The sequence below is a fragment of the Rhodopila globiformis genome (assembly GCF_002937115.1).
Taxonomy (GTDB): domain Bacteria; phylum Pseudomonadota; class Alphaproteobacteria; order Acetobacterales; family Acetobacteraceae; genus Rhodopila; species Rhodopila globiformis.
This window is the reverse complement of the sequence record NZ_NHRY01000278.1, coordinates 1-20193: the sequence shown is the minus strand read 5'-3', so window position 1 is coordinate 20193 and position 20193 is coordinate 1. Positions and strand designations below refer to the sequence as shown.

The following is a 20193-nucleotide window of genomic DNA, read 5'->3' as shown; positions in this document are numbered from 1 at the left end:
TGCGTCCCTGGCTGGGGGGTGGTGCGTCCCTGGCTGGGGCGGTGGGGTTGATGGCTGATTACTGTTTGCACAGAGAAGGAACTGAGGGTTTCGGAGGGCCGCGGAGGGTCGGGGAATGTCGCCCCATAAGCGCTAACTTAGGCGGCTGATGGCACGGCCGTTCCCACAACGTCATGGTGGGCGAAGGCCCGCCATCCACGCCTTGCGGTGCTGATATCAGCACCGCAAGGCGTGGATGGCGGCCCTGCGGCTGCCATGACGACAGGACAGTGCGCCGCGTCCCGTCGCCTTGGCGCGTATGGGATGTCGCCCGGCCATGACGGCGAGGGAGAAGCCCTTGCTCCGCCAGCCCGCTTATCCTGATACGCATGCGAACCGGGGAGGCTGGTCGCCTCCCCTGCACAGCACAATTTTCGACCCGGACTCCGGCCCTCACCAGCCGGTGGTTCCGGCGCGCCGGTAGACCCGCCAAGCGGTGGAGTTTGAACCGCGCCCTCGGCGCTTGCCGGGTCGTTGCTCGTCAGCCTGCCGCCGCGAGCACCGCGTTGAGCGTCCCGCTCGGGCGCATCACGGCCTTCACCTTGACGTCGTCGGGCTTGTAGTAGCCGCCGATGTCCGCGGCCGTTCCCTGCACCGCGGCGAATTCGGCAACGATCGCCTGCTCGTTGTCCGCAAGCGCCTTTGCCAGCGGCACGAAGTGTTCCGCGAGCGCACGATCCTCGGTTTGCGCGGCCAGTTCCCGCGCCCAGTACAGCGCGAGGTAGAACTGGCTGCCGCGGTTGTCGAGTTCCCCGGTCTTGGGCGAGGGCGACTTGCGATTGTTGAGCAGCGCGCCGGTGGCGGCGTCCAGCGTCCTGGCCAGGATGCCAGCCCTGGCATTGCCGGTCTTGATGCCGAGGTCCTCCAGGCTCGCCGCCAGCGCGAGGAATTCACCCAGCGAATCCCAGCGCAGGTGGTTCTCCTCGACCAGTTGCTGCACGTGCTTGGGCGCCGAACCGCCGGCACCGGTTTCGTACATGCCGCCGCCGGCCATCAACGGCACGATCGACAGCAGCTTCGCGCTGGTGCCCAGCTCCATGATCGGGAACAGGTCGGTCAGGTAGTCGCGCAGGATGTTGCCGGTGACCGCGATCGTGTCGAGCCCGCGGGCCACGCGCTCGAGCGTGTAGCGCATCGCCCGCACCTGCGACATGATCTGGATGGTCAGGCCGGTGGTGTCGTGCTCTTTCAGGTAGGCCGTCACCTTCTTGATCAGCTCGGCCTCGTGCGCGCGATACGGGTCGAGCCAGAACACCGCCTGCATGCCCGAATTGCGGCAGCGCGTGACCGCAAGTTTCACCCAGTCGCGGATCGCCGCGTCCTTGACCTGGCACATGCGCCAGATGTCGCCTTCCTCGACGGTCTGTGTCATCAGCACCTCGCCGGTGGCCAGGTCGGTGATGTTGGCCACGCCGTCCTCCGGGATTTCGAAGGTCTTGTCGTGCGAGCCGTATTCCTCGGCCTGCTGGGCCATCAGGCCGACGTTCGGCACGGTGCCCATGGTGCGCGGGTCGAAGGCGCCATGCCACTTACAGAAGTTGATCAGCTCCTGGTAAATGCGGGCGAAGGTGCTCTCCGGCATGACCGCCTTGACTTCCTTCAGCCGTCCGTCGGCACCGTACATCTTGCCGCCGGCCCGGATCATCGCCGGCATCGATGCATCGACGATGACGTCGCTGGGCGAATGGAAGTTCGTGATGCCCCTGGCCGAATCGACCATCGCGAGTTCCGGCCGGTGCTCCTGGCAGGCGTGCAGGTCGCGCATGATCTCGTCGCGCTGCGACTCGGGCAGGGTGGCGATCTTGTCGTACAGGTCGACCATGCCGTTGTTGACGTTCACCCCCAGCTTGTCGAACAACGCGGCGTGTTTCTCGAACGCTTCCCTGTAGAAGATCCGCACGCAGTGACCGAACACGATGGGATGCGACACCTTCATCATCGTGGCCTTGACGTGAAGCGAGAACATCACGCCGGACTTGCGTGCATCCTCGATCTCCTGCTCGTAGAAGTCGCACAGCGCCTTGCGGCTCATGAACATCGAGTCGATTATTTCGCCTGCCTGCAGCGCAACCTGGGGTTTCAGAACCAGCGTTTTGCCGGACTTGGTGATCAGCTCCATCTTCACGTCGCGCGCTTGGTCCAGCGTCATCGACTTCTCGCCGTGGTAGAAGTCGCCGCTGCGCATATGCGACACATGCGTGCGCGACGCCTGTGCCCATTCGGCCATCGCGTGCGGGTTCTTCCGCGCGTACTCCTTCACCGCACGCGGCGCGCGGCGGTCGGAGTTGCCTTCGCGCAGCACCGGGTTCACCGCCGAACCGATGCACCGGGCGTACCGGGCCTTGATGGATTTTTCCTCGTCGGTCTTCGGGTCGCCGGGGTAGTTGGGGACCTGGTAGCCCTTGGCCTGCAGTTCCTTGATCGCGGCGAGAAGTTGCGGCACCGACGCGCTGATGTTCGGCAGCTTGATGATATTGGCGTCGGGCTCGAGCGTCTTCCGGCCAAGGTCGGCAAGCGCATCGGGCACGCGCTGCTCCGGCGTCAGGTGCTCGGGGAAAGCGCTCAGGATCCGTGCCGCGAGGGAGATGTCGCTCTCCTCGACCCGCACACCCGCCGGCGCGGTGAAGGTGCGGATGATCGGCAGGAAGGCGTAGGTCGCCAACGCCGGGGCTTCGTCGGTGAGCGTGTAGATGATAGTCGGTTCGCTACTCATGTGGGTCCTCCGCGCTGGCCGCAGCAGGCAACGCCGTTCCGGTCGAGTCAACTTCTGCGTTATGCGCTCGATGGGGGACACCGCGCCGAGCGCCTGTCACAGGAAGTTCCAACACCGGGGCATAACACGCGGGACGGGATATCATCGCGCATTATATCATGCTGCCGGGATCGATATGGCGGTTTCCTTTTCCGCGGCCCGCAAGCGCCGGATCGCACGGCTGGCGGCACCGGACGTGGTTGGGGCTCAGCGCCTGATGCAGAATAACCGCTCCACTTGCCGCACGGACGCCTCAACTGCAACCGGGGTGACTACAGCCAGGGGTTGAAAATCTTCCGGCCCCTTGGCCCTATGGCGGTCCAACTGCCGGATTTGGGCTCAACCGTCATGGCGGCTACCCGGGACAAGCCCGGGCACAGGCTCCGGGCCGCCATCTATGCCCTGCGGTGTTGCACCCCGGCAAAGGCGTGGATGGTGGGCCTGCGCCCCATTGGCGTTAAAATAGCGTGGCGGCGGCACGATGCTTGCCATTCCGTCATGGTCCGGCTTGTCCGGGCCACCTATTCCAGCACTGTGCCGCGACAGGTGGCCCGGACAAGCCGGGCCATGACGAGGAGGCAACAGCCAGCCCCATTTTAACGCCAATGGGGCGCAGGCCCACCATGTCGGGGAGGAGCCGGTGATCCGCGAGACGCTGCGCGGCATTGGCCGCAAGCACGGCAGCCCGGCGGACGAACGACGGCGCTGACAACCGCTGATGTTCGCAGGCTGTGCCGGGCCTGCGGCTCGGGCCTCGGCGGCGGGCGAAGCTCAGCCAAACCCGGCCGGGAAGCTGGATTTGCAGGAGACTGCCTGAAACTCGCGGGAGACCGTCCTCTCGTTCGGGGCCCGTCATTTTGAATGGCCAGATTTTACCAGGCGCCCCCGGCTTTGGCTTCCATTGATTCCCGCCGCATGCGCTCTGTCCTCGCTTCTATTGGCTCATGGAAACGCTGCGTTCGCCCACTTTCGTCACACCGTGGCATAATGGCGTTCCTGGTCAGCGGAAGGGCGGGCATTTGCGGAACGCATCGACCGGGCGGCGAAGGAGGACAGGCCCATGAACGAAAACGCAACCCCGGCCGGCGCACAGCCACCCCAGCCGGCGGACATCAACCACCTGCTGACGCAGTACGGCTGCGGGCCGATCCAGTTCACCGGCACCAGCGACGCTCTCTACGAACGCCACCTCATGTTCGACAACGTCGTTGACGCCGCGGCCACCGGCGCGCGGGAACGCTACGAGGCCGCCGCCCGCTCGGTCCGCGACGTCCTGTCGCAACGCTGGCTCCGCACCGAGCAGACCTACGAACGGGAGAACCCGAAGCGCATCTACTACCTCTCCATGGAGTTCCTCATCGGCCGCTCCCTGGCCAACACCATCACCAATCTTCGCCTCGATCCCGTGGCGCAGCGGCTTGTCAAGGAAGAGAACCTGCATCCGCTCGCCCTGATCGAGCAGGAGCCCGATGCCGGCCTGGGCAACGGCGGCCTTGGCCGTCTGGCAGCGTGCTTTATCGACTCCATGGCGACGATGCAGCTTCCCGCCATGGGCTACGGCCTGCGCTATGAATACGGCATCTTCCGCCAGTTCATCGAGGACGGCTGGCAGCGGGAGCGGCCGGACAACTGGCTGCGGCATCCTGATCCGTGGGAAGTCCCCCGGCCGCACGAACGGGTGGAGATCAAACTCGGCTGCTCGTTCGAGGTGCGCGGCGGCACGCTTGGCGTCGTCCCGGGCCGTCCGTCGAGCGTCTTCGGCCTGCCGTTCGACCGTCCGGTGGCTGGCTACGGCGGGCGGACCATCAACACGCTCCGCCTGTGGGCCGCCGCGGCGCCGGACGTGTTCGACTTCCAGGCGTTCAGCGCCGGCGAGTTCGTCAGCGCCCTGGCCGGCCAGCTTTCGGCCGAATCGCTCACGCGGGTGCTGTATCCCGACGACACGACCAGCCAGGGGCAGGGGCTCCGCTTCGTGCAGGAGTATTTCCTGGTCGCCTGTTCCCTCGCCGACGTGGTGCGCCGCTTCCGTCGGATCAATGCCGACTGGAGCGCGCTGCCCCGCAAGGTCGCCATCCAGCTGAATGACACGCACCCCAGCCTGGCGGTGCCGGAACTGATGCGGATCCTGCTCGACGACGCCGGCCTCGGCTGGGACGAAGCGTGGGACCTGACGCAACAGACCCTGGCCTACACCAACCACACGTTGCTGCCCGAAGCGCTGGAGACATGGCCGCTGGCCTGGTTCGAGCGCCTGCTGCCGCGCCACCTGGAGATCGTGCTGGAAATCAACCGCCGCTTCCTCGACGACGTGCGCGCCCGCTTCCCGGGCGACGAGGACCGCGTCCGGCGCGTCAGCCTGGTGGACGGGGACCCGAACCGCCGCATCCGGATGGCCAATCTCGCCGTCGTCGGCTCGCACAGCACCAACGGCGTGGCGGCGATCCACTCCTGCCTGCTGCGCACCGAAACGCTGCGCGACCTGGCCGAGATGTATCCCGAGCGCTTCAGCAACAAGACCAACGGCGTGACGCCGCGGCGCTGGCTGCTGCTCGCCAACCCGGCGCTGGCCGGACGCATCACTGCGGCCATCGGCGACGGCTGGATCACCGATCTTGCGCAACTGGAAAAGCTCCGGCCGCTGGCCGAGGACGCCGGGTTCCGGGATGCGGTCCGCGCGGCGAAGCGGGAGGCGAAGGCGAGCTTCGCGCATTGGCTGAGGGCGGCCGAAGGGATCAGCATCGATCCGGATTCGATCTTCGACAGCCAGGTGAAGCGGATCCACGAATACAAGCGGCAGATGCTGAACGCGCTGCGGGTGGTGGTGCTTTACAACCGGCTGCGGCAGGATCCGGCGCCGGAGATGGCGCCGCGCACTTTCCTGTTCGCCGGCAAGGCGGCGCCGGCCTATCATCTTGCCAAGGTCATCATCAAGTTCATCAACAACCTCGCCGCCACCATCAACCAGGACCCGGTGGTGCGCCATCGGCTGAAGGTGGTGTTCCTGCCGGAATACTGCGTCTCGCTGGCCGAGCGCCTGATCCCGGCCAGCGATGTCTCCAACCAGATCTCGACCGCCGGCTACGAGGCGAGCGGCACGAGCAACATGAAGTTCATGATGAACGGCGCGCTGACCATCGGCACGCGCGACGGCGCGACGATCGAAATGGCCGAGGCGGCGGGCGAGGACAACCTGTTCCTGTTCGGCCTGACCGCCGGGCAGGTGGCCGGCAGCCGCGGCTGGTACAATCCGCACTGGCATTACGACAACGAACCGGAAACCCGGGCCGCGCTGGACCTGATCTTCTCCGATCACTTCAGCCGCCACGAGCCGGGGGTGTTCGAGCCGCTGCGCGACGCCCTGCTGACGCACGGCGATCATTACATGCACCTGGCCGATCTCCGGAGCTATCTTGCGGCGGACCGTGATCTGGTCGGGCTCTATGCCGATGCGGACGGGTGGGTGCGCAAGGTCATCATGAACCTGGCCGCTTCCGGACGTTTCTCCAGCGATCGGACGATCGCCGAGTATGCGGCTGAGATCTGGCAGGCGGGACCGTGCCCGGTGCCGTAGGCTGATCGATCTTTTGTGAGTGTCGAGCCAAAGCCAGGAAGGCCGCTTTCTACCCCTGCAATTAGTACCGCTCGTCGTTGAGCTCGACGGTGAGCCCGCATGAAGACCCCGCGGGAACTGCTGGTGCAGCTTAACACCTTCCGCGGCGGACTTCCGCCAGAATAGCGACGTCAGTATCTTCTGGTGCGCGCGATACTATAGGTCGTGTTGTGCCGAGATATTTGCGAGATTCTGGGTAGTTATTATAGTCTGCCGGCTGCTCGATTTCGTATAGTCGGCATTGGGCAATCCGGCTCCCAACTACTAACTCTACGGGGTTGGTTCCGACATTCGCCATTTCAAGTGGCATACAGCCTCTGTATCCCGGCTGCACCATCGCATTGAATTGGACGCTTAGCCGAGCGTAGCTGCTGCGCGGAAAAATATCCGCAAAGACATCATTCGGCAGCCCCACGTACTCAAGGGACGTAGTGATTACCGTCTGATTGGGATATAAGATGAACTTCTCCCCTAGTTCCCTTCTTGTAGATTGGAAATAAGATTCAATCGAGCGAAATTCATGATCTGAGCGATCTACGCTCACAAAAGGCTTGCGCGTAAGAACCGATACTAGGAAATCATACCCCAAACGTAGATCGACAGTAACTTCACCGATTTGGCTGCGGTCAAGTAAGGGGTCAATAAATATTTGATCGAGCCCGTTAGAATGTAGCCGCTGTTCGACATCAGATCGCGCTAGGAGTCGCATTCTGCCACATCATCCTGATCGAATAGTTGCGAATTGATTTTTCGGTCAAATCATTCACAACTTTTTCTATGTTGCCTTCATGCAGTGGCGTCCGAGCCCACGGAAACCCGTTCGCCAGTGCTCCTTCAAAGTAAGCCCATGCCGAGGCAAGAAGGCCATGCACTTCCGGGACGGACTGAACAACGTAAGTTCTGAGATCATCGTAGGCGCTGCTGATCGTTGGCAACAAGTATCGCGGTGCCAAGACAGGCGCTCCAAGCCTGATAAGAGCATTTTGTATCACCTTTATCTTCGGGTCAGGAGTTCCATCGAGGAATGCCCTCATCAATGCCACCCGATCAGATGTAGACGGATGCGTGGCGGAGGTTGGATTATTGGGCGCAGCAGTTTGAAGTACTCGGATGCTGCTCTCGCCGACATAGCATGTAGCAAAGAGATCAGCAAAGAATTCTGCCCAATGTCCTGGCGGCATACCGGACAGTCCAAAAAGCGAAGCTTGCCTTATCATAACTTGCGCTAATGTCGTTATGCCCCAATGACGATCTACAAAGTGCCCCAGCTCATGGTATAGCGGAATGCAAAATATGGGCTTGCTTCTATATACACGCGGGAGGCTGATTAGTATCAATGCAGGATTGAAGCCTTTCCCATCAAATGAAGGAAGAATATTCTGAATGATTTCCCAAGGATCTGCTTGCCGGAAATGAAACGCCCCGTATAAGTCAAGAGAAAGGCTGGTTGTTATTACGCATTCTTTCTTTTTCCACTCATCAAGCGCTTTCTTGAGGCAAAATTCCATTTCGTACGGCGCCTCACGAGAGATCGAGCCCACAAGGTACTGATGAGCAATCCAAACCACCTCAGAGAGTTGGCGCAAGGCTGCATCTGGCAATGACGGCTTATGAGCGAGAGCGAACTCAACTGCTCGGCAAAGATGATCACTGTACGTCAGTACCCTAGCATCAAAATAGGGCGTAGCAGCGACCTTGCGTAGGCTGTCGACGATCAGACGTAGGTCTATGTTAGGCCGCAAGTTGAGCCTCTACCCCATGCTTAATCCGGAGCGCGGTTTCAGGGGTCAAATTCCGAAAGGTCGAGATTTTTCGTAACTCGGCCTGTAAACTTGGATCGCGAACGGCTGCGAGCGCGAGCCGGATGGCACCTGGCTCCATTCCTTGTCCGCTTGTATTTGGATCACTTGCTATAAGGAGCGCTTCACGTACCAGTCTCTCAGCGTAGTCAGATAGCGTGTCGTCTTCCAGATGCGCGTGCGTGGCGGCCAGATCTAGCGCGAGATTGAAGAGGCGTAGCTCGGGCGCGGATGAGTCAGGAGCTGCCATAAACATTGCTGTCAAGCCTCTGTAACGGATCGATGACGGATGTAGGATAACTACCACTTTGCGTCAAGTTCAGTTGACATTCTCGCGATCAAAGTTGAGAGACCTGTCAACCTATGGTTGTAGACCCCTATCAATCCCAAGATCACGTGGCTAGAACCGCGGAACACCCAAGTTATTGAAAAAGTATGGCTAATTTACGGAAACGGAGGGCTATGGTTGGTCTTCGCCGAAACTCATCGGCTACCGCTTACGGTACTAGGCCAAAATCTTTCGGGCGGATTACGACTCGCCCCGCGCCGCCATCCGCCTGATCCGGTCCGCCGTGCGGCAGGCGATCGCCTGGATCGTCTCCGACGGGTTCACCCCGCCGACGGTCGGGAACACCGAGCCGTCGCAGATCCACAGGTTCGGGATGTCCCAGCACCGGCAATCCGCGTTCACCACGCTGGTGGTTGGATTGTCGCCCATGCGCGCGGTGCCGTTCAAGTGGTTGGTGTCGTCCTCCTGCCGGAAGATATCCGTCGCCCCGGCCGCCCGCAGGTGCTGCTCCATCTGGTCCATGCCGTGCCGGATCAGCCGCTTGTCGTTCTCGCTGTACGTGTAGGTGATGCGCGGGATGCGCAGCCCGTACTGGTCGGTCTCGTCCGCCAGGGTGACGCGGTTGTTCTCGTACGGCAACAGCTCCCCGACCATGCGCAGGCCGGCCTGGTGGTTGTATTTCTCCATTTCCGTCCGCAGCGCCTCGCCCCACAGGCCGCGCGCGCCGGTCTGCACCGCCAGCCATTCCAGCGGCAGCGGCCCCTGGCTGTAGAACAGGTAGTAGCCGTCGAAATCCTTGGTCGGATGCCGATCGACGTAGTTCCAGTGCTCGTTGATCGACAGGGACGGAGGGCCTTTGTAGCAGCGGATTTCCTCATCCATCAGGCCCCAGACCGACTGGTTGCACTGGGTCATCAGGTACTTCCCCACCAGCCCGGAGCTGTTCGCCAGCCCGTCCGGGAAGCGGCTGCTCTCCGACAGCAGCAGCAGCCGCGGAGTCTCGATCGCATAGCCGGCGACGACGACGTTGCGCGCCTTCTGGAACCGCCACTGTCCCTCGCGATGATAGTGCACGCCGGTGACCCGCCGTGCGTCGTTGGTCTCGATCCGTCCCACCATTGCCAGGTCGCGGATTTCCGCCCCCGCCGCCAGGGCGCGGGGAATCCACACCGTCAGCACGCTCTGCTTGGCGTTGGTGGAGCAGCCGATGCGGCAGAAGCCGCGATGCACGCAGGGCGGCGACAGGCCGCGCGGCGCGGAGACGGTCGCCAGCGGGCAGGCGGCCCATGCCGTGCCCATCGCCTCGGCCCCGCGCGCCAGCACCAGCGCCGCGGCGTTCAGTTCATGCGGGCGATAGGGATAGCGCTTGCGCTTCGGCCCCCAGGGATAATGCAGCGGTCCGGCCACGGCCAGCGCGTCCTCGACCTCGTCGTAGTAGTGCCACATCTCCCGCCAGTCGAGCGGCCAGTCCTCGGCGTAGCCAAGCTGGCTGCGCGAGCTGAACCATTCCGGCCGAAAGCGCAACGACACCATCTGGAAATGGACAGTGCTGCCGCCGACGGACTTGCCGCTGTTGTTGACGCCCATCTTGATCGGGTTGTCGCCGTCGATCAGACGGTCGTCCATCCAGAAGACCTTGGTCTGCTCGGTTTCGTCCGAGGCGAAATCCTCCAGCGGACGCCAGAACGGCCCGGCGTCCAGCGCCACCACCGAGAACCCCTGCTCGGCCAGCCGGCACGCCAGGGTGCCGCCGCCGGCGCCGGTGCCGACGATGGCGAAGTCCACCTCGTCGGTATCGGCGTACTGGCGCATCGGCACCCAGGCGCCGGGGCGGAACACGTCCGGCGCCCGGCCACCGATGGCGCGCGGCCGATCGAACGGATCGGCTGCGGCGGTGACGTAGCCTTCGTAGCCGGTGCGGCTATCCGACACGGCGGTTCTCCTCCCGCGCCTTGTCCGCCTGTCCCGGCCTGGCCTCGGCGGCTTCCCAGGGGTCCCGCTTGTCGAAGCCCATGCGGACATAGCCGCGCGGGCCGGCGGGGCCGCCCCAGCCGATTTCGTTCCAGGCGGTCGGGTGGGCGTAATAGGCGCTCAGGATGTCGTGCATGACGCGATCGACGAAAAACGCCGCGCTCGGCATGCCGCCCCAGGCGGGTCCGTCGAGTTCGCCCCGCTGCGCCTGCCGCAGCAGCGCGTCCTGCTCCGCCGGGGTGATCTCGTGGAAGCGGCGGCCGCCATGCGCCTGCCGGGCGGCTTCGTCGAGCGCGGCGAGCCCGCGCCGCCACGCCTCCTGCTGGCGCGGCATGGCCGCCTGGCGGAAGCCGTCCTGGTGGTCCAGCCGCACCTTACGGTCGACATAGGCGGCCAGCGGCACCGGCGGGCGGTGCGGCGGCTGCGGCATGATCCGGTCGCAGAGCGCCACCAGCGTCTGCCATTCGGCTTCCGAGAAGAACTGCGGCTCCCGCGGCACCGCCAGGCGCTGGTCGATGGCGCGCCGCGTCTGCTCGTTCCACGATGGCGTGTTGCGCTTGGACAGCACGTCGTAGCCGGGGTAGCGCTCAGGCGCGGTCATTGCTTGCCCTCCAGCAGCCACAGCGCGGCCAGTCCGGCCAGCGCCAGGCCGGTGAACCCGGGCGGCGCCGGTATCGGCGGGCCGTTCAGCACGTTCTGGCTCCAGTTGCGCCAGCCGCCCATGCCGCGGCTGACGCCGTAGATGTGGAAGCCGACGCCGGCGAAGCCCAGCAGGGCGGTCAGGCGCAGCAAGCCGCCTGTGGCGCGGCGCAGGCCGGGGGATGGCGCATCCTGCGCCGCCGTCGCCTCCAGCAGCGCCGCGGCAATCGGCGGGACGGTCACCGGCAGCACCATCGCCGGGTTCTGGAAGGCGCCGCGGAAATGCAGCAGGCCGGCCTCGCCGGTGGTCCCGGCCAGCCCGGCGCCGGTCAGCGCCGCCAGCGTGCGCCCGGCCGGGAAGCCGAGCAGGCGCGGCGGCCTGTTGGACGGAGTCCGGCGCAGGCGCTCGGACAGGAAGCCCATCAGGCCGGACAGCGACAGCGCCATCGGCGCGCCGACGGGGGCGGCGTAGAACAGGTTGATCCACGACCACCCGCCCTCGCGCTTGCCGATGTTGTAGAGGTGGAAGCCGGTGCCGGCCACGCCGGTGAGGCCGGCCAGCGCATAGATCGCATCCCGCAGCCGATGCCCGCCGCCCCGCGCATCGGCCGTGCCGTGCAGGCTGGCGGCGAGGCTGAGGGCGGAGGAAGCCAGCGGCAGGTACATCGCCGGGTTCTCGAAGCAGCCGCGGTAGTGCTCGACGCCGCTGTCGGCCAGCACCGACGCGGCGAGCAGGCCGGCTGCCTGGTTGAGCCGGCGGGCGGCGCTCATTGTCCGGTCCCGGTCCGGGGTGGCGGCGCGCCTCACGGGACTTGAGGCGAAATAACCAATCTGCGGGAGCCGGCGCACCGGCCCCTCCTCGTCATGACCGATCTGCCGGAGTCGGTGCACCGGCCCCCCCTCGTCATGGTGGGCGCAGGCCCACCATCCACGCCTTCTGCCGATACCAGCGCCGTAAGGCGTGGATGGCGGCCCTGTGGCCGCCATGACGTGGGGGGAACGACTGCCCATCCCTCCGGCTCCTTCCTGCTGCCGCGGGCGGCGTGTCCGCGACGTGCCGCCGCGTCACGCCACGTTGTGGGCGCTGTCGCCGCCGGTGACGTCGTAGGCGGCGCCGCTCACCATCCGCGCCTCGTCCGAGGCGAGGAACACGACCACGGGGGCGACGTCCTCGGGCTCGATCCAGGGCACGCCCAGCGGGGTTGCCTTGGCCCTGGCCTCGGCCGCGGTCTTCTCGTCCTTCTTCTCGTCGCCCGTCGGCTGCTTGCCGGACACCTCGATCGCCTGGGCGTAGCGCGATTCATGCCGTGTCAGTGGCGTATCGATCAGCCCGGGGATCACGGCGTTGACGGTGATCTTGTGCGCGCCCAGTTCCAGCGCCGCGGACTTCATCAGGCCAATGATGCCCCATTTCGACGCCGAATAGGCCGAGCCGTATTTCGTGCCATGCTGCCCCTGGGTGGAGGAGGTCACGATGATCCGCCCGCCGCCGCGCTCCACGATATGCGGCGCCACGGCACGGATCGCGTTGGCGGTGCCGGTCAGGTTGATGTCGATCTGGTCGTGCCAGTCCGCGTCCTCCATCTCCAGCAGCGGCTTGAAGGCCTGGATGCCGGCATTGGCGAACAGCACGTCGATGCCGCCGAATTCCCGCTTCACCCGCTGCGCCGCCTCCCGCAGCGCCGGCAGGTCGCGCTGGTCCAGCCGGATCGACAGCCAGCGCCCGCCGGCTTGCTTCACCAGGCGGCCGGTTTCCTCCAGTTCGTCCTGGTCCGGCTGTGCGAAATCCGTCGTCCCGCTGGCGCGCGCGGCCAGGTCGACGCCAACGACGGCCGAACCCTCGCGCGCGAAGGCGACGCAGGTTGCGCGGCCGATGCCGCGGGCGGCGCCGGTGATGATCGAGACCTTGCCGGCGAGCCGTCCCCGGGATGTTGTATCAGCCATGTCACGTCCTCCGTTGTCCGGGCACCACCGGCAGCTTCTGCTGCGGCAGCCCGTCGATCAGGGCGCGGTCCAGCCGCAAGTGCGCCTGGACCAGTTCGTGCGGCGTCAACGCCATCCACTGCTTCAGGGAGATGTCGGCGAAGCGGTCGCTGCGGAACATCTCCAGGAACGTCAATGTCGTTTCACCGGTGTTCTGGATGTAGTGGCCCATCGCATGCGGGACGTAGCCGACGTCGCCGGCGCGGTAATCGAAGGTCCGCGCCTTGCCTTCCGAGGCGAACACGGTCATCCGCCCCTCGCCGCGGATGTAGTACTGCCATTCGTCCGCCTGCGGATGCCAGTGCAGCTCGCGCAGCCCGCCCGGCGCCACGTCCACCAGCGCGGCGGCGACGGTTTTCGCCGCCGGGAAGTTGCGCGAGTCGGCGATGCGCACGCAGCCGCCATCGGTTTTGCGAGGCTCCTGGGCATGCAGGCGGAAACTGAAGTTTTCGCCCGAGGGTGGGCCGATGCGGTTGCCTTCCAGCGGCCCCGGCACGTCGGCGTTGAAGATATACAGTTCCTGTTTCGGGATCGGGTCGAACGCCTGCCGCGGCCAGCCGAAATTGGCGGCGAGCACGTCCCGCGGCGTGTGGGCGAACCAGTCGGTGATCAGGAACCTGCTGTCCTCGGAGAAGGCGCCGTCGTCAAACACCAGCAGGAATTCGCAGCCATCCGGCTCGAGGCCCTGGATCGAGTGGGGAATCCCCTCCGGAAAATACCACAGGTCGCCTTCGCCGACGTCATCGACGAACTGGCCGCCACGCTCGTCCAGTGCGGTGATGCGCGCCTGCCCGTACAGCATGTAGGCCCACTCGGCCTGCTTGTGCCAGTGCAGCTCCCGCACCGCGCCGGCCTTCAGCCGCATGTTCACCCCGGCCAGCGCCGTGGCGATCGGCAGTTCGCGTTCGGTGACCTGCCGCGCCCAGCCGCCCGGCTCCAGCCGGTTATGCGCCTCGGCGAAGGAGAACTTCAGGTTGGGAATGGTGCCGCGATCGGTTTCCGGCGGCACCAGCACATCCAGGTTCTCCCGGTCGCGGGCCGTGTTGCGGGGGCCGGGATCGCTGGCCCCCTTGTCGCCGCGCACGGGCTGCGGTGCGCCGCTTCGGTCGGTGGGGAAGGTATCCATGCGGGCGTCCCATTGGTCGGTTGAAAAGAACAAGTCTCCAACCACCGGGACGGTTCGGCGTTATCGCCGAATTGAGCCATTGCAGGACTGGCTGGCCGGGCGGCCTACTTGGGCGTGCGGCCGTTGCCATACCGTCATGGCCGGGCGTGTCGCCATACGTATCAGGACAGGGCGGTGGCTGGAGAAGGATTTGGCGCCCGGTCCGTTGCCTCACCGTCATGGCCGGGCGTGTCCCGGCCATCTACCCCCCACCGTCGCAGCCCAGATGGCCGGGACACGTCCGGCCATGACGATAGAGAGACGACCTCGTTCCGCGTGCTCACCGGCGCCTGAGGGATCGCGCTTTTATGGTACCTGCCGCGCCGTGCCCCCCGGTATTAACCCAAAGGGGGCGCAGGCGCTTCGTCTTCCCGGGCTATGGCTCGCCGAACGTCGCGACGTGATCGACGCCGCAGAAGAACAGCACCCGCTTTTCGTCAATCTTCGGATCGCGCAGCGCGTACGGCCCCGGCTGGCCGGTGTACTTCGTCCAGATCCGGTCGAGCTGCCGCGTCACATCCTCGCCGCCTTCCTCCCATTCCCGCAGCTCCCGCCGCACGGTGCACTTGATCTGCATCCAGTGGTACGGATTCTTCGGGTTCACCAGCAGCACCGACAAGCGAGGATTGTCGCGGATCCACTGGCACTTGTTGCGGTGTGACGCAGTGTTGACCAGCACCTCGCCGTCGGCGTGGTCGAACCACATCGGCGTCAGGCTCGGCCGGCCGTCCGGGCCGGTGACGGCGAGGGTGACGGTGACCGGCTCGTCCAGCAACTGCCGGTATATCGGCGGCAGGTCATACAGGCTGGCGGCGCGGCGCTTCTCGCCGACGGCGAACTGTCCTTCCTGCAATCCGTGCGCCACGTGGCGGAAATTCGCGATGGTGAATCCATCGGCCATGGTTCAATGCCTCCCTGGTCGTTGCCCATCGCCCGGTTATGGTCAGGGCTTTGTGGTACGGCTGGTACTGTATCAGCGTGTTGAGGCGGCGCAACAGCCGGTCGCGGATGTGCGGCTTCCCGGCGTCGTGTTGCGACCGGACCAGCCGCGTGGGGTTCGATCCGGTTGGAGCGCCCCGCACGGTTCGTGCGGAACCGGGACCGCGCCGACGCCCATGCAACAGGAACGACTGCCATGAAACGCTCTGCTTCGGTCCGCCGTGCTTCACGGCCACAGCGTGTGCTGCTTACCAGCATCACCGGCCTCGCTGCTGTGGCCGGCGCCAATGCCTTGTTCGCCCGCTGGACCGAGCGCCGGCATACGCCGCGGGGCGCCTTCATGATCGTGGACGGGGTTCGCCTGCACTATACCGACCGCGGCGAGGGGCCAGCCGTCGTGCTGATTCACGGCAACGCCGTCACCGGCGAGGACTGGGACACCAGCGGCGTGGCGGACATCCTGCTGCGGACCCATCGCGTCATCGTCTTCGACCGCCCGGGCTTCGGCCACAGCACTCGCCCGCACGGCGCGCCCTGGACCGCCGCGCGGCAGGCGGACCTGATCCACCGCGCCCTGTCCGGGCTGGCGGTCGAGCGGCCGGTGGTCGTCGGCCATTCCTGGGGCGCGATCGTCGCCCTCGCCCTGGCCGAGCGCCATCAGCCCGACGTCGCGGCCCTGGTGCTGGTGTCCGGCTACTATTTCGAGACATTCCGTCCGGACGTGCCGATCGTGGGGGTGGCGGCGCTGCCGGTGATTGGCGACGTGCTGCGGTATACCGTCCTGCCGTTGCTGGGCTGGCTGCAAATGCCGCTGCTGAAGCGCGCCATGTTCGCGCCGAACCGGGTGACGCCGCGGTTCGAGCGCGCGTATTCCACCGCCATGGCACTGCGTCCGTCGCAGATCCGCGCCGGCGTGCAGGATGGCGCGCTGATGGTGCGGAGCGCGAAGGCGCTGCGGGCGCGCTACGGTGAGCTGACTTTGCCGGTGACGATCATCGCCGGACAGGGCGACGCCATCGTCTTCGCCCGCATGGCCGGGCGGCTGCATGCTGTCCTCCCACACAGCGCGCTGCGCATCATCCGCGGCGCCGGCCATATGTTGCACCACGTCGACCCGCAGGTGGTGGCGGAGGCGGTGCGGGACATCACCATCCGCAGCGAGGCGATCGCGGTCCAGGACGCGGCGGGCTGAGCTTGGCCTGCCGAACGGAAATGTTCCGGGGACTGCTTCGAACATACGGTTCCGCAGGGTCATCGCCCCATCGTCATGGCCGGGCACGCCCGGCCATGACAGAAGGGCAACGGCCGCTGCCATTTTCATCGATCGTGGTGCCGCGGGCGGGCTGGGGGACTGTGTTGAATCGCGGTGGTCGGGGCGCCAACGGCGTTTGGTGCCGGGCGACTCACCGGCCACGCCGAACTTTGTTGCGCCATCGCATTTTTACAACGCAGAGCGCGCAGAGCGGGGCGCAGAGCACGCAGAGAAGAATTTGTTGCGACCTGCGGTCGCAGTGGGCCAGGGGCGAGCGCCGTGCTGTGGTCTGACCGGGACCGGCGCGGCCAGCGGGCAGGGGAGGCCGTAAGACTGCTGATTCCGCTGAGCGCGGCGGGATGCCGGCGAAGGGGGATCGCATTGCTACCCGCCCGGGATCGCCTGGTGGCTTCACCCGGGCGTGGCTGGCGGCGCCTCGCGGTACAGCGCCACAGGGGGAAGCGGCTGTGGCCGTTACGTCTGCGCCGAATGCCGGGGTGCCCCGGCCGCCGGCGTGCGTGACTGCCCACCATCGCCGCTGGCCGGCTTCACCGCACCGGCCGGCATGACCGAGCCGCCCATCTTCTCGATCTGCTGGGTCACCGAGGCGATCAGCTCTTCCCAACTCTTGGCGAACGACTCGACCCCTTGCTCCTCCAGCACCGCCGCCACGTCGGCCACATCCACGCCGGCCTTGCGCAGGTCCTCCATCGTCCGGTGCGCCGCGGCATAGGCGTCGCGGATCGTGTCGCCGCGGACCTGGCCGTGCGCCTTCACCGCGTCCAGCGTGGCCTCCGGCATGGTGTTGACCGTGTCCTTCGCCACCAGGTCGACGACGTACTTCGTGTCCGGGTAGGCCGGGTTCTTCACGCCGGTGGAGGCCCACAGCACCCGCTGCGGCAGCGCGCCCTTTGCCGCCAGGGCCTGCCAGCGCTCGGTCCGCAGCATCTGCTCATAGGCTTCATACGCCAGCCGGCTGTTCGCCACCGCGGCCTGCCCATGCAGGTGCGGCGTCTTCTGCCCCAGCCGGCGATCCACCTCGGTATCCACCCGGCTGACGAAGAACGAGGCCACGCTTCCGATCCCGTGCAGGCTGCCGCCCGCCGCCGCGCGCTGCTCCAGGCCCTTCAGGAACGCCTCCTGCACCGCCTTGTAGCGCTCCACCGAGAAAATCAGCGTGACGTTGACGCTGATCCCGGCCGCCAGGGTCTCGGTGATCGCCGGCAGGCCGGCCAGCGTCGCCGGGATCTTGATGAACAGGTTGGGCCGATCGACCAGCCACCACAGGCCGCGCGCCTCGGCGGCGGTGCGTTCGGCATCCTCGGCGATGCGCGGATCGACCTCGATCGACACCCGGCCGTCGCGCCCGCCGGAATGATCATACACCGGCCGCAGGATGTCGCAGGCGGCGCGCACGTCCCAGGCGGTCAGTAGCCGCAGCGTCTCGCCGATGCTGGTGCCGCGCAGCGCCAGGTCGCGCAACTGGTCCTCGTAGCCCGAGCCGCTGCCGATGGCCTTGGAGAAAATGGTGGGGTTGGTGGTGATGCCGACAATTTCCCCGGCCTCGACCATGCGGGCCAGGCTGCCGGAATGGATCCGGGTCCGGCTCAGGTCGTCCAGCCAGACGGCGACTCCGGCGGCGGCGAGATCGTGCAGTGCATTGGCCATGATCAACTCCTGTGACGCCCGGCTTCGAGTTGGGCATGAATCCCGCCGGGCGCACGCGCAAATAGCGAACCGACGAGATCGTGAACACTACCCCCGGCGCGTTGCGGTCTGATGACGCCCGCATTGCAGCTCTCATTACAAAGGCCGCGCCGGCATGACCTGGTCCATCGTCGCCCATGATCCCAACGCCGAGGCGTTCGCCGTCGCCGTCGCCACCAAGGCGTTTGCCGTCGGCGCCTCCTGCCCGTTCGTCCGGGCGGGGGTGGGGGCGGTGTCCACCCAGTCGGTGACCAACCGCTACCTGGGGCCGGCGGTGCTGGACGCGATGCAGCGCGGCCTGCCGCCGGCCGCGGCGATCGAGGGCGCGCTGGCCGGGGACGAGGGCCGCGGCATCCGCCAGGTGCATGCCGTCGACCGCCTCGGCCGCACCGCCGCCTGGACCGGGAAGAACTGCGTCGCCTGGTGCGGCAGCGCCTCGGCCGCCGGCATCAGCGTCGCCGGCAACATGCTGGCCGGGGAGAAGACGGTGTCCGCCACGCTCGACGCCTGGAAGGCGAACCCGGCGCTGCCGATGCCCGACCGGCTGATGCGCGCCATGGAAGCCGGCGAGGCGGCCGGCGGCGATCGGCGCGGCAAGCAATCCGCCGCCATGCTGATGGTCACGACCGAGGATTTCGCCGATCTGGACATCCGGGTCGATGACCATGCGAACCCGTTGCCGGAGCTGCGCCGGATGCTGGCGATCTGGAAGCAGCAGGGCGCGCCGCGGCTTGGCGTGGCTCCGTCCAAGGCCAACCCGTCCGGCCTGACCGACCTGGATGTGATCGAGGCGGGGTGGATCGCGCAGGGGCTGGATTTGCGGTTCCGGCGGTGACGGGGAAGAGTGGCGGCATGACAAGCAGCCGGATCATCCACCGCAGCCTGCGCGCCCCCCCGCCGCCGATGGCCAGCGGGGGCGAGGGCGCCTGGCTGGTCACCGCGGACAGACGGCGGGTGCTGGACGCCTCGGGCGGGGCTGCGGTCAGTTGCCTCGGCCATGGGCATCCGCGGGTGGTGGAGGCGATCCGGCGCCAGGCGGCGGCGCTGGCCTATGCGCATACCGGCTTCTTCACCTCGGCCCCGCCGGAGGAACTGGCCGAGGCGCTGGTCGGCCATGAGCCCGGTGGCCTGGCCTATGCGTTCTTCGTCGCCGGCGGCTCCGAGGCGATGGAGGCCGCGCTGAAGCTGGCGCGGCAGTCCTTCCTGGAGATCGATCAGCCGCAGCGCTGCCGCTTCATCGCCCGGCGGCAGAGCTACCACGGCAATACGCTGGGTGCTCTTGGTTTTGGGCGGCAACGCGGCGCGGCGGGCGCCGTATGCGCCGCTGCTGGCGGATGCGTTCAGCCACGTCACCCCGGCCTTTGCCTATCGCGAGCAGCGCGACGGCGAGACTGAAGCGGATTTTGTCGCACGCCTCGCCGCCATCAAGGCCAGGGTCGAGCGCACGCGCAAGCCGCTGCGCGGCACCGCCGAGATCGCGCCGGCCGTCGGTGAGGTCTTCAACGGGCACAAGACTGGGCAAGCATTCATCCCGCCGGACGGTGATGGGTGCCCCGGTATCTTGGCGTCTTGCCGTTGAACGGGAACGATGCCGTCGCACCCGGCGGCGACAGGTGCGCAAAACCGGTGGCCAGTGGGGTTGGCTCCACCGATAAAACGCCAAGACACCAAGACGCCAAGTTCATGGCCCTCCGGCCGCCGCCTGCCGCGATCAAGGGCGGAGGTACTTCCCGGCTCGCTGCGATAAAGGAGGAGCAATTCGAGTAAAACAGGCTCTTACAACATTAGTGCGTTTCGTTCCCCAGGGAATTAGGGCGTGTCGTCAATTGGAGCCAGCCGAGTGAGTCTGGGCTGCAACAGTGCGGCGGAATCGTTGATCAACAAGCGGCTTCCCGATTCCAGCAGCCCCGGTTCTTCGATGCATAGGCAGTCAGCTTTGGAGAGGCTGACCGATGCATCGACATGCCTTGCGCGACGACCAGTGGGAGCGGATCAAGGACCATTTGCCGGGCCGTCCGGGGTCCGTTGGCGTGACCGCTGCGAACAAC

General features: G+C 66.2%; 14 protein-coding genes and 1 pseudogene. 5 read left to right on the top strand and 10 right to left on the bottom strand.

Annotated elements, in window-relative coordinates:
• Positions 1–520 precede the first annotated feature (520 nt).
• Positions 521–2752: an NADP-dependent isocitrate dehydrogenase gene (locus CCS01_RS32445; protein WP_104523462.1), complete on the bottom strand. Its 2232-nt coding sequence runs from the start codon at positions 2750–2752 to the stop codon at positions 521–523.
• Between the two features lie 1099 nt (positions 2753–3851).
• Between CCS01_RS32445 and CCS01_RS32435 the strand changes: the two genes are divergently transcribed.
• Positions 3852–6362 carry a glycogen/starch/alpha-glucan phosphorylase gene (locus CCS01_RS32435; RefSeq protein ID WP_104523458.1) on the top strand — a complete coding sequence of 837 codons (2511 nt, stop codon included), beginning with the start codon at positions 3852–3854 and terminating at the stop codon, positions 6360–6362.
• Positions 6363–6492: 130 nt separating this feature from the next.
• On the opposite strand, the gene dcd is transcribed toward CCS01_RS32435, so the two are convergent.
• The 8 genes from dcd to CCS01_RS32400 form a co-directional block, all read right to left on the bottom strand.
• Entirely contained in the window at positions 6493–7110 is a 618-nt protein-coding gene (gene dcd / locus CCS01_RS36295; RefSeq protein WP_104523456.1) for a dCTP deaminase, read from the bottom strand.
• Positions 7088–8002, bottom strand: coding sequence for a M48 family metalloprotease (locus CCS01_RS33390; protein WP_146102071.1), 915 nt, complete (start codon positions 8000–8002; stop codon positions 7088–7090). Before CCS01_RS33390 ends, dcd begins: the two co-directional genes overlap by 23 nt.
• A 727-nt stretch (positions 8003–8729) precedes the next feature.
• Positions 8730–10421 carry a GMC family oxidoreductase gene (locus CCS01_RS32425; RefSeq protein WP_239992489.1) on the bottom strand — a complete coding sequence of 564 codons (1692 nt, stop codon included), beginning with the start codon at positions 10419–10421 and terminating at the stop codon, positions 8730–8732.
• Complete coding sequence (locus tag CCS01_RS32420) at positions 10411–11061, bottom strand: gluconate 2-dehydrogenase subunit 3 family protein (RefSeq protein ID WP_104523452.1); 651 nt, start codon at positions 11059–11061, stop codon at positions 10411–10413. The genes CCS01_RS32425 and CCS01_RS32420 overlap by 11 nt, the downstream gene beginning before the upstream one ends.
• Positions 11058–11870 (bottom strand): hypothetical protein, encoded by an 813-nt coding sequence (locus CCS01_RS32415; protein ID WP_104523450.1) that lies wholly within the window; start codon positions 11868–11870, stop codon positions 11058–11060. The genes CCS01_RS32420 and CCS01_RS32415 overlap by 4 nt, the downstream gene beginning before the upstream one ends.
• Before the next feature lie 294 nt (positions 11871–12164).
• Entirely contained in the window at positions 12165–13043 is an 879-nt protein-coding gene (locus CCS01_RS32410) for an SDR family NAD(P)-dependent oxidoreductase (protein ID WP_104523448.1), read from the bottom strand.
• Position 13044: 1 nt separating this feature from the next.
• The gene (locus CCS01_RS32405; protein ID WP_104523446.1) at positions 13045–14208 is read right to left on the bottom strand and encodes an oxalate decarboxylase family bicupin; all 1164 of its coding nucleotides are present in this window, start codon (positions 14206–14208) and stop codon (positions 13045–13047) included.
• A gap of 415 nt (positions 14209–14623) precedes the next feature.
• Positions 14624–15148 carry a pyridoxamine 5'-phosphate oxidase family protein gene (locus CCS01_RS32400; RefSeq protein WP_104523444.1) on the bottom strand — a complete coding sequence of 175 codons (525 nt, stop codon included), beginning with the start codon at positions 15146–15148 and terminating at the stop codon, positions 14624–14626.
• Between the two features lie 234 nt (positions 15149–15382).
• On the opposite strand from CCS01_RS32400, the gene CCS01_RS32395 reads away from it, so the two are divergent.
• Entirely contained in the window at positions 15383–16378 is a 996-nt protein-coding gene (locus CCS01_RS32395; protein WP_104523442.1) for an alpha/beta fold hydrolase, read from the top strand.
• Positions 16379–16912: 534 nt separating this feature from the next.
• On the opposite strand, the gene tal is transcribed toward CCS01_RS32395, so the two are convergent.
• Positions 16913–18106 carry a transaldolase gene (gene tal, locus CCS01_RS32390; protein WP_104523440.1) on the bottom strand — a complete coding sequence of 398 codons (1194 nt, stop codon included), beginning with the start codon at positions 18104–18106 and terminating at the stop codon, positions 16913–16915.
• Between the two features lie 154 nt (positions 18107–18260).
• Between tal and CCS01_RS32385 the strand changes: the two genes are divergently transcribed.
• From CCS01_RS32385 to CCS01_RS35620, 3 genes and pseudogenes are all read left to right on the top strand, one after another.
• Positions 18261–18980, top strand: a complete 720-nt coding sequence (locus tag CCS01_RS32385) for a DUF1028 domain-containing protein (RefSeq protein ID WP_104523438.1) — start codon at positions 18261–18263, stop codon at positions 18978–18980.
• Positions 18981–18997: 17 nt separating this feature from the next.
• Entirely contained in the window at positions 18998–19540 is a 543-nt protein-coding gene (locus CCS01_RS32380) for an aminotransferase class III-fold pyridoxal phosphate-dependent enzyme (protein ID WP_239992488.1), read from the top strand.
• A 557-nt stretch (positions 19541–20097) separates the two neighbouring features.
• Positions 20098–20193, top strand: a pseudogene (locus CCS01_RS35620) (IS5/IS1182 family transposase); the annotation flags it as partial.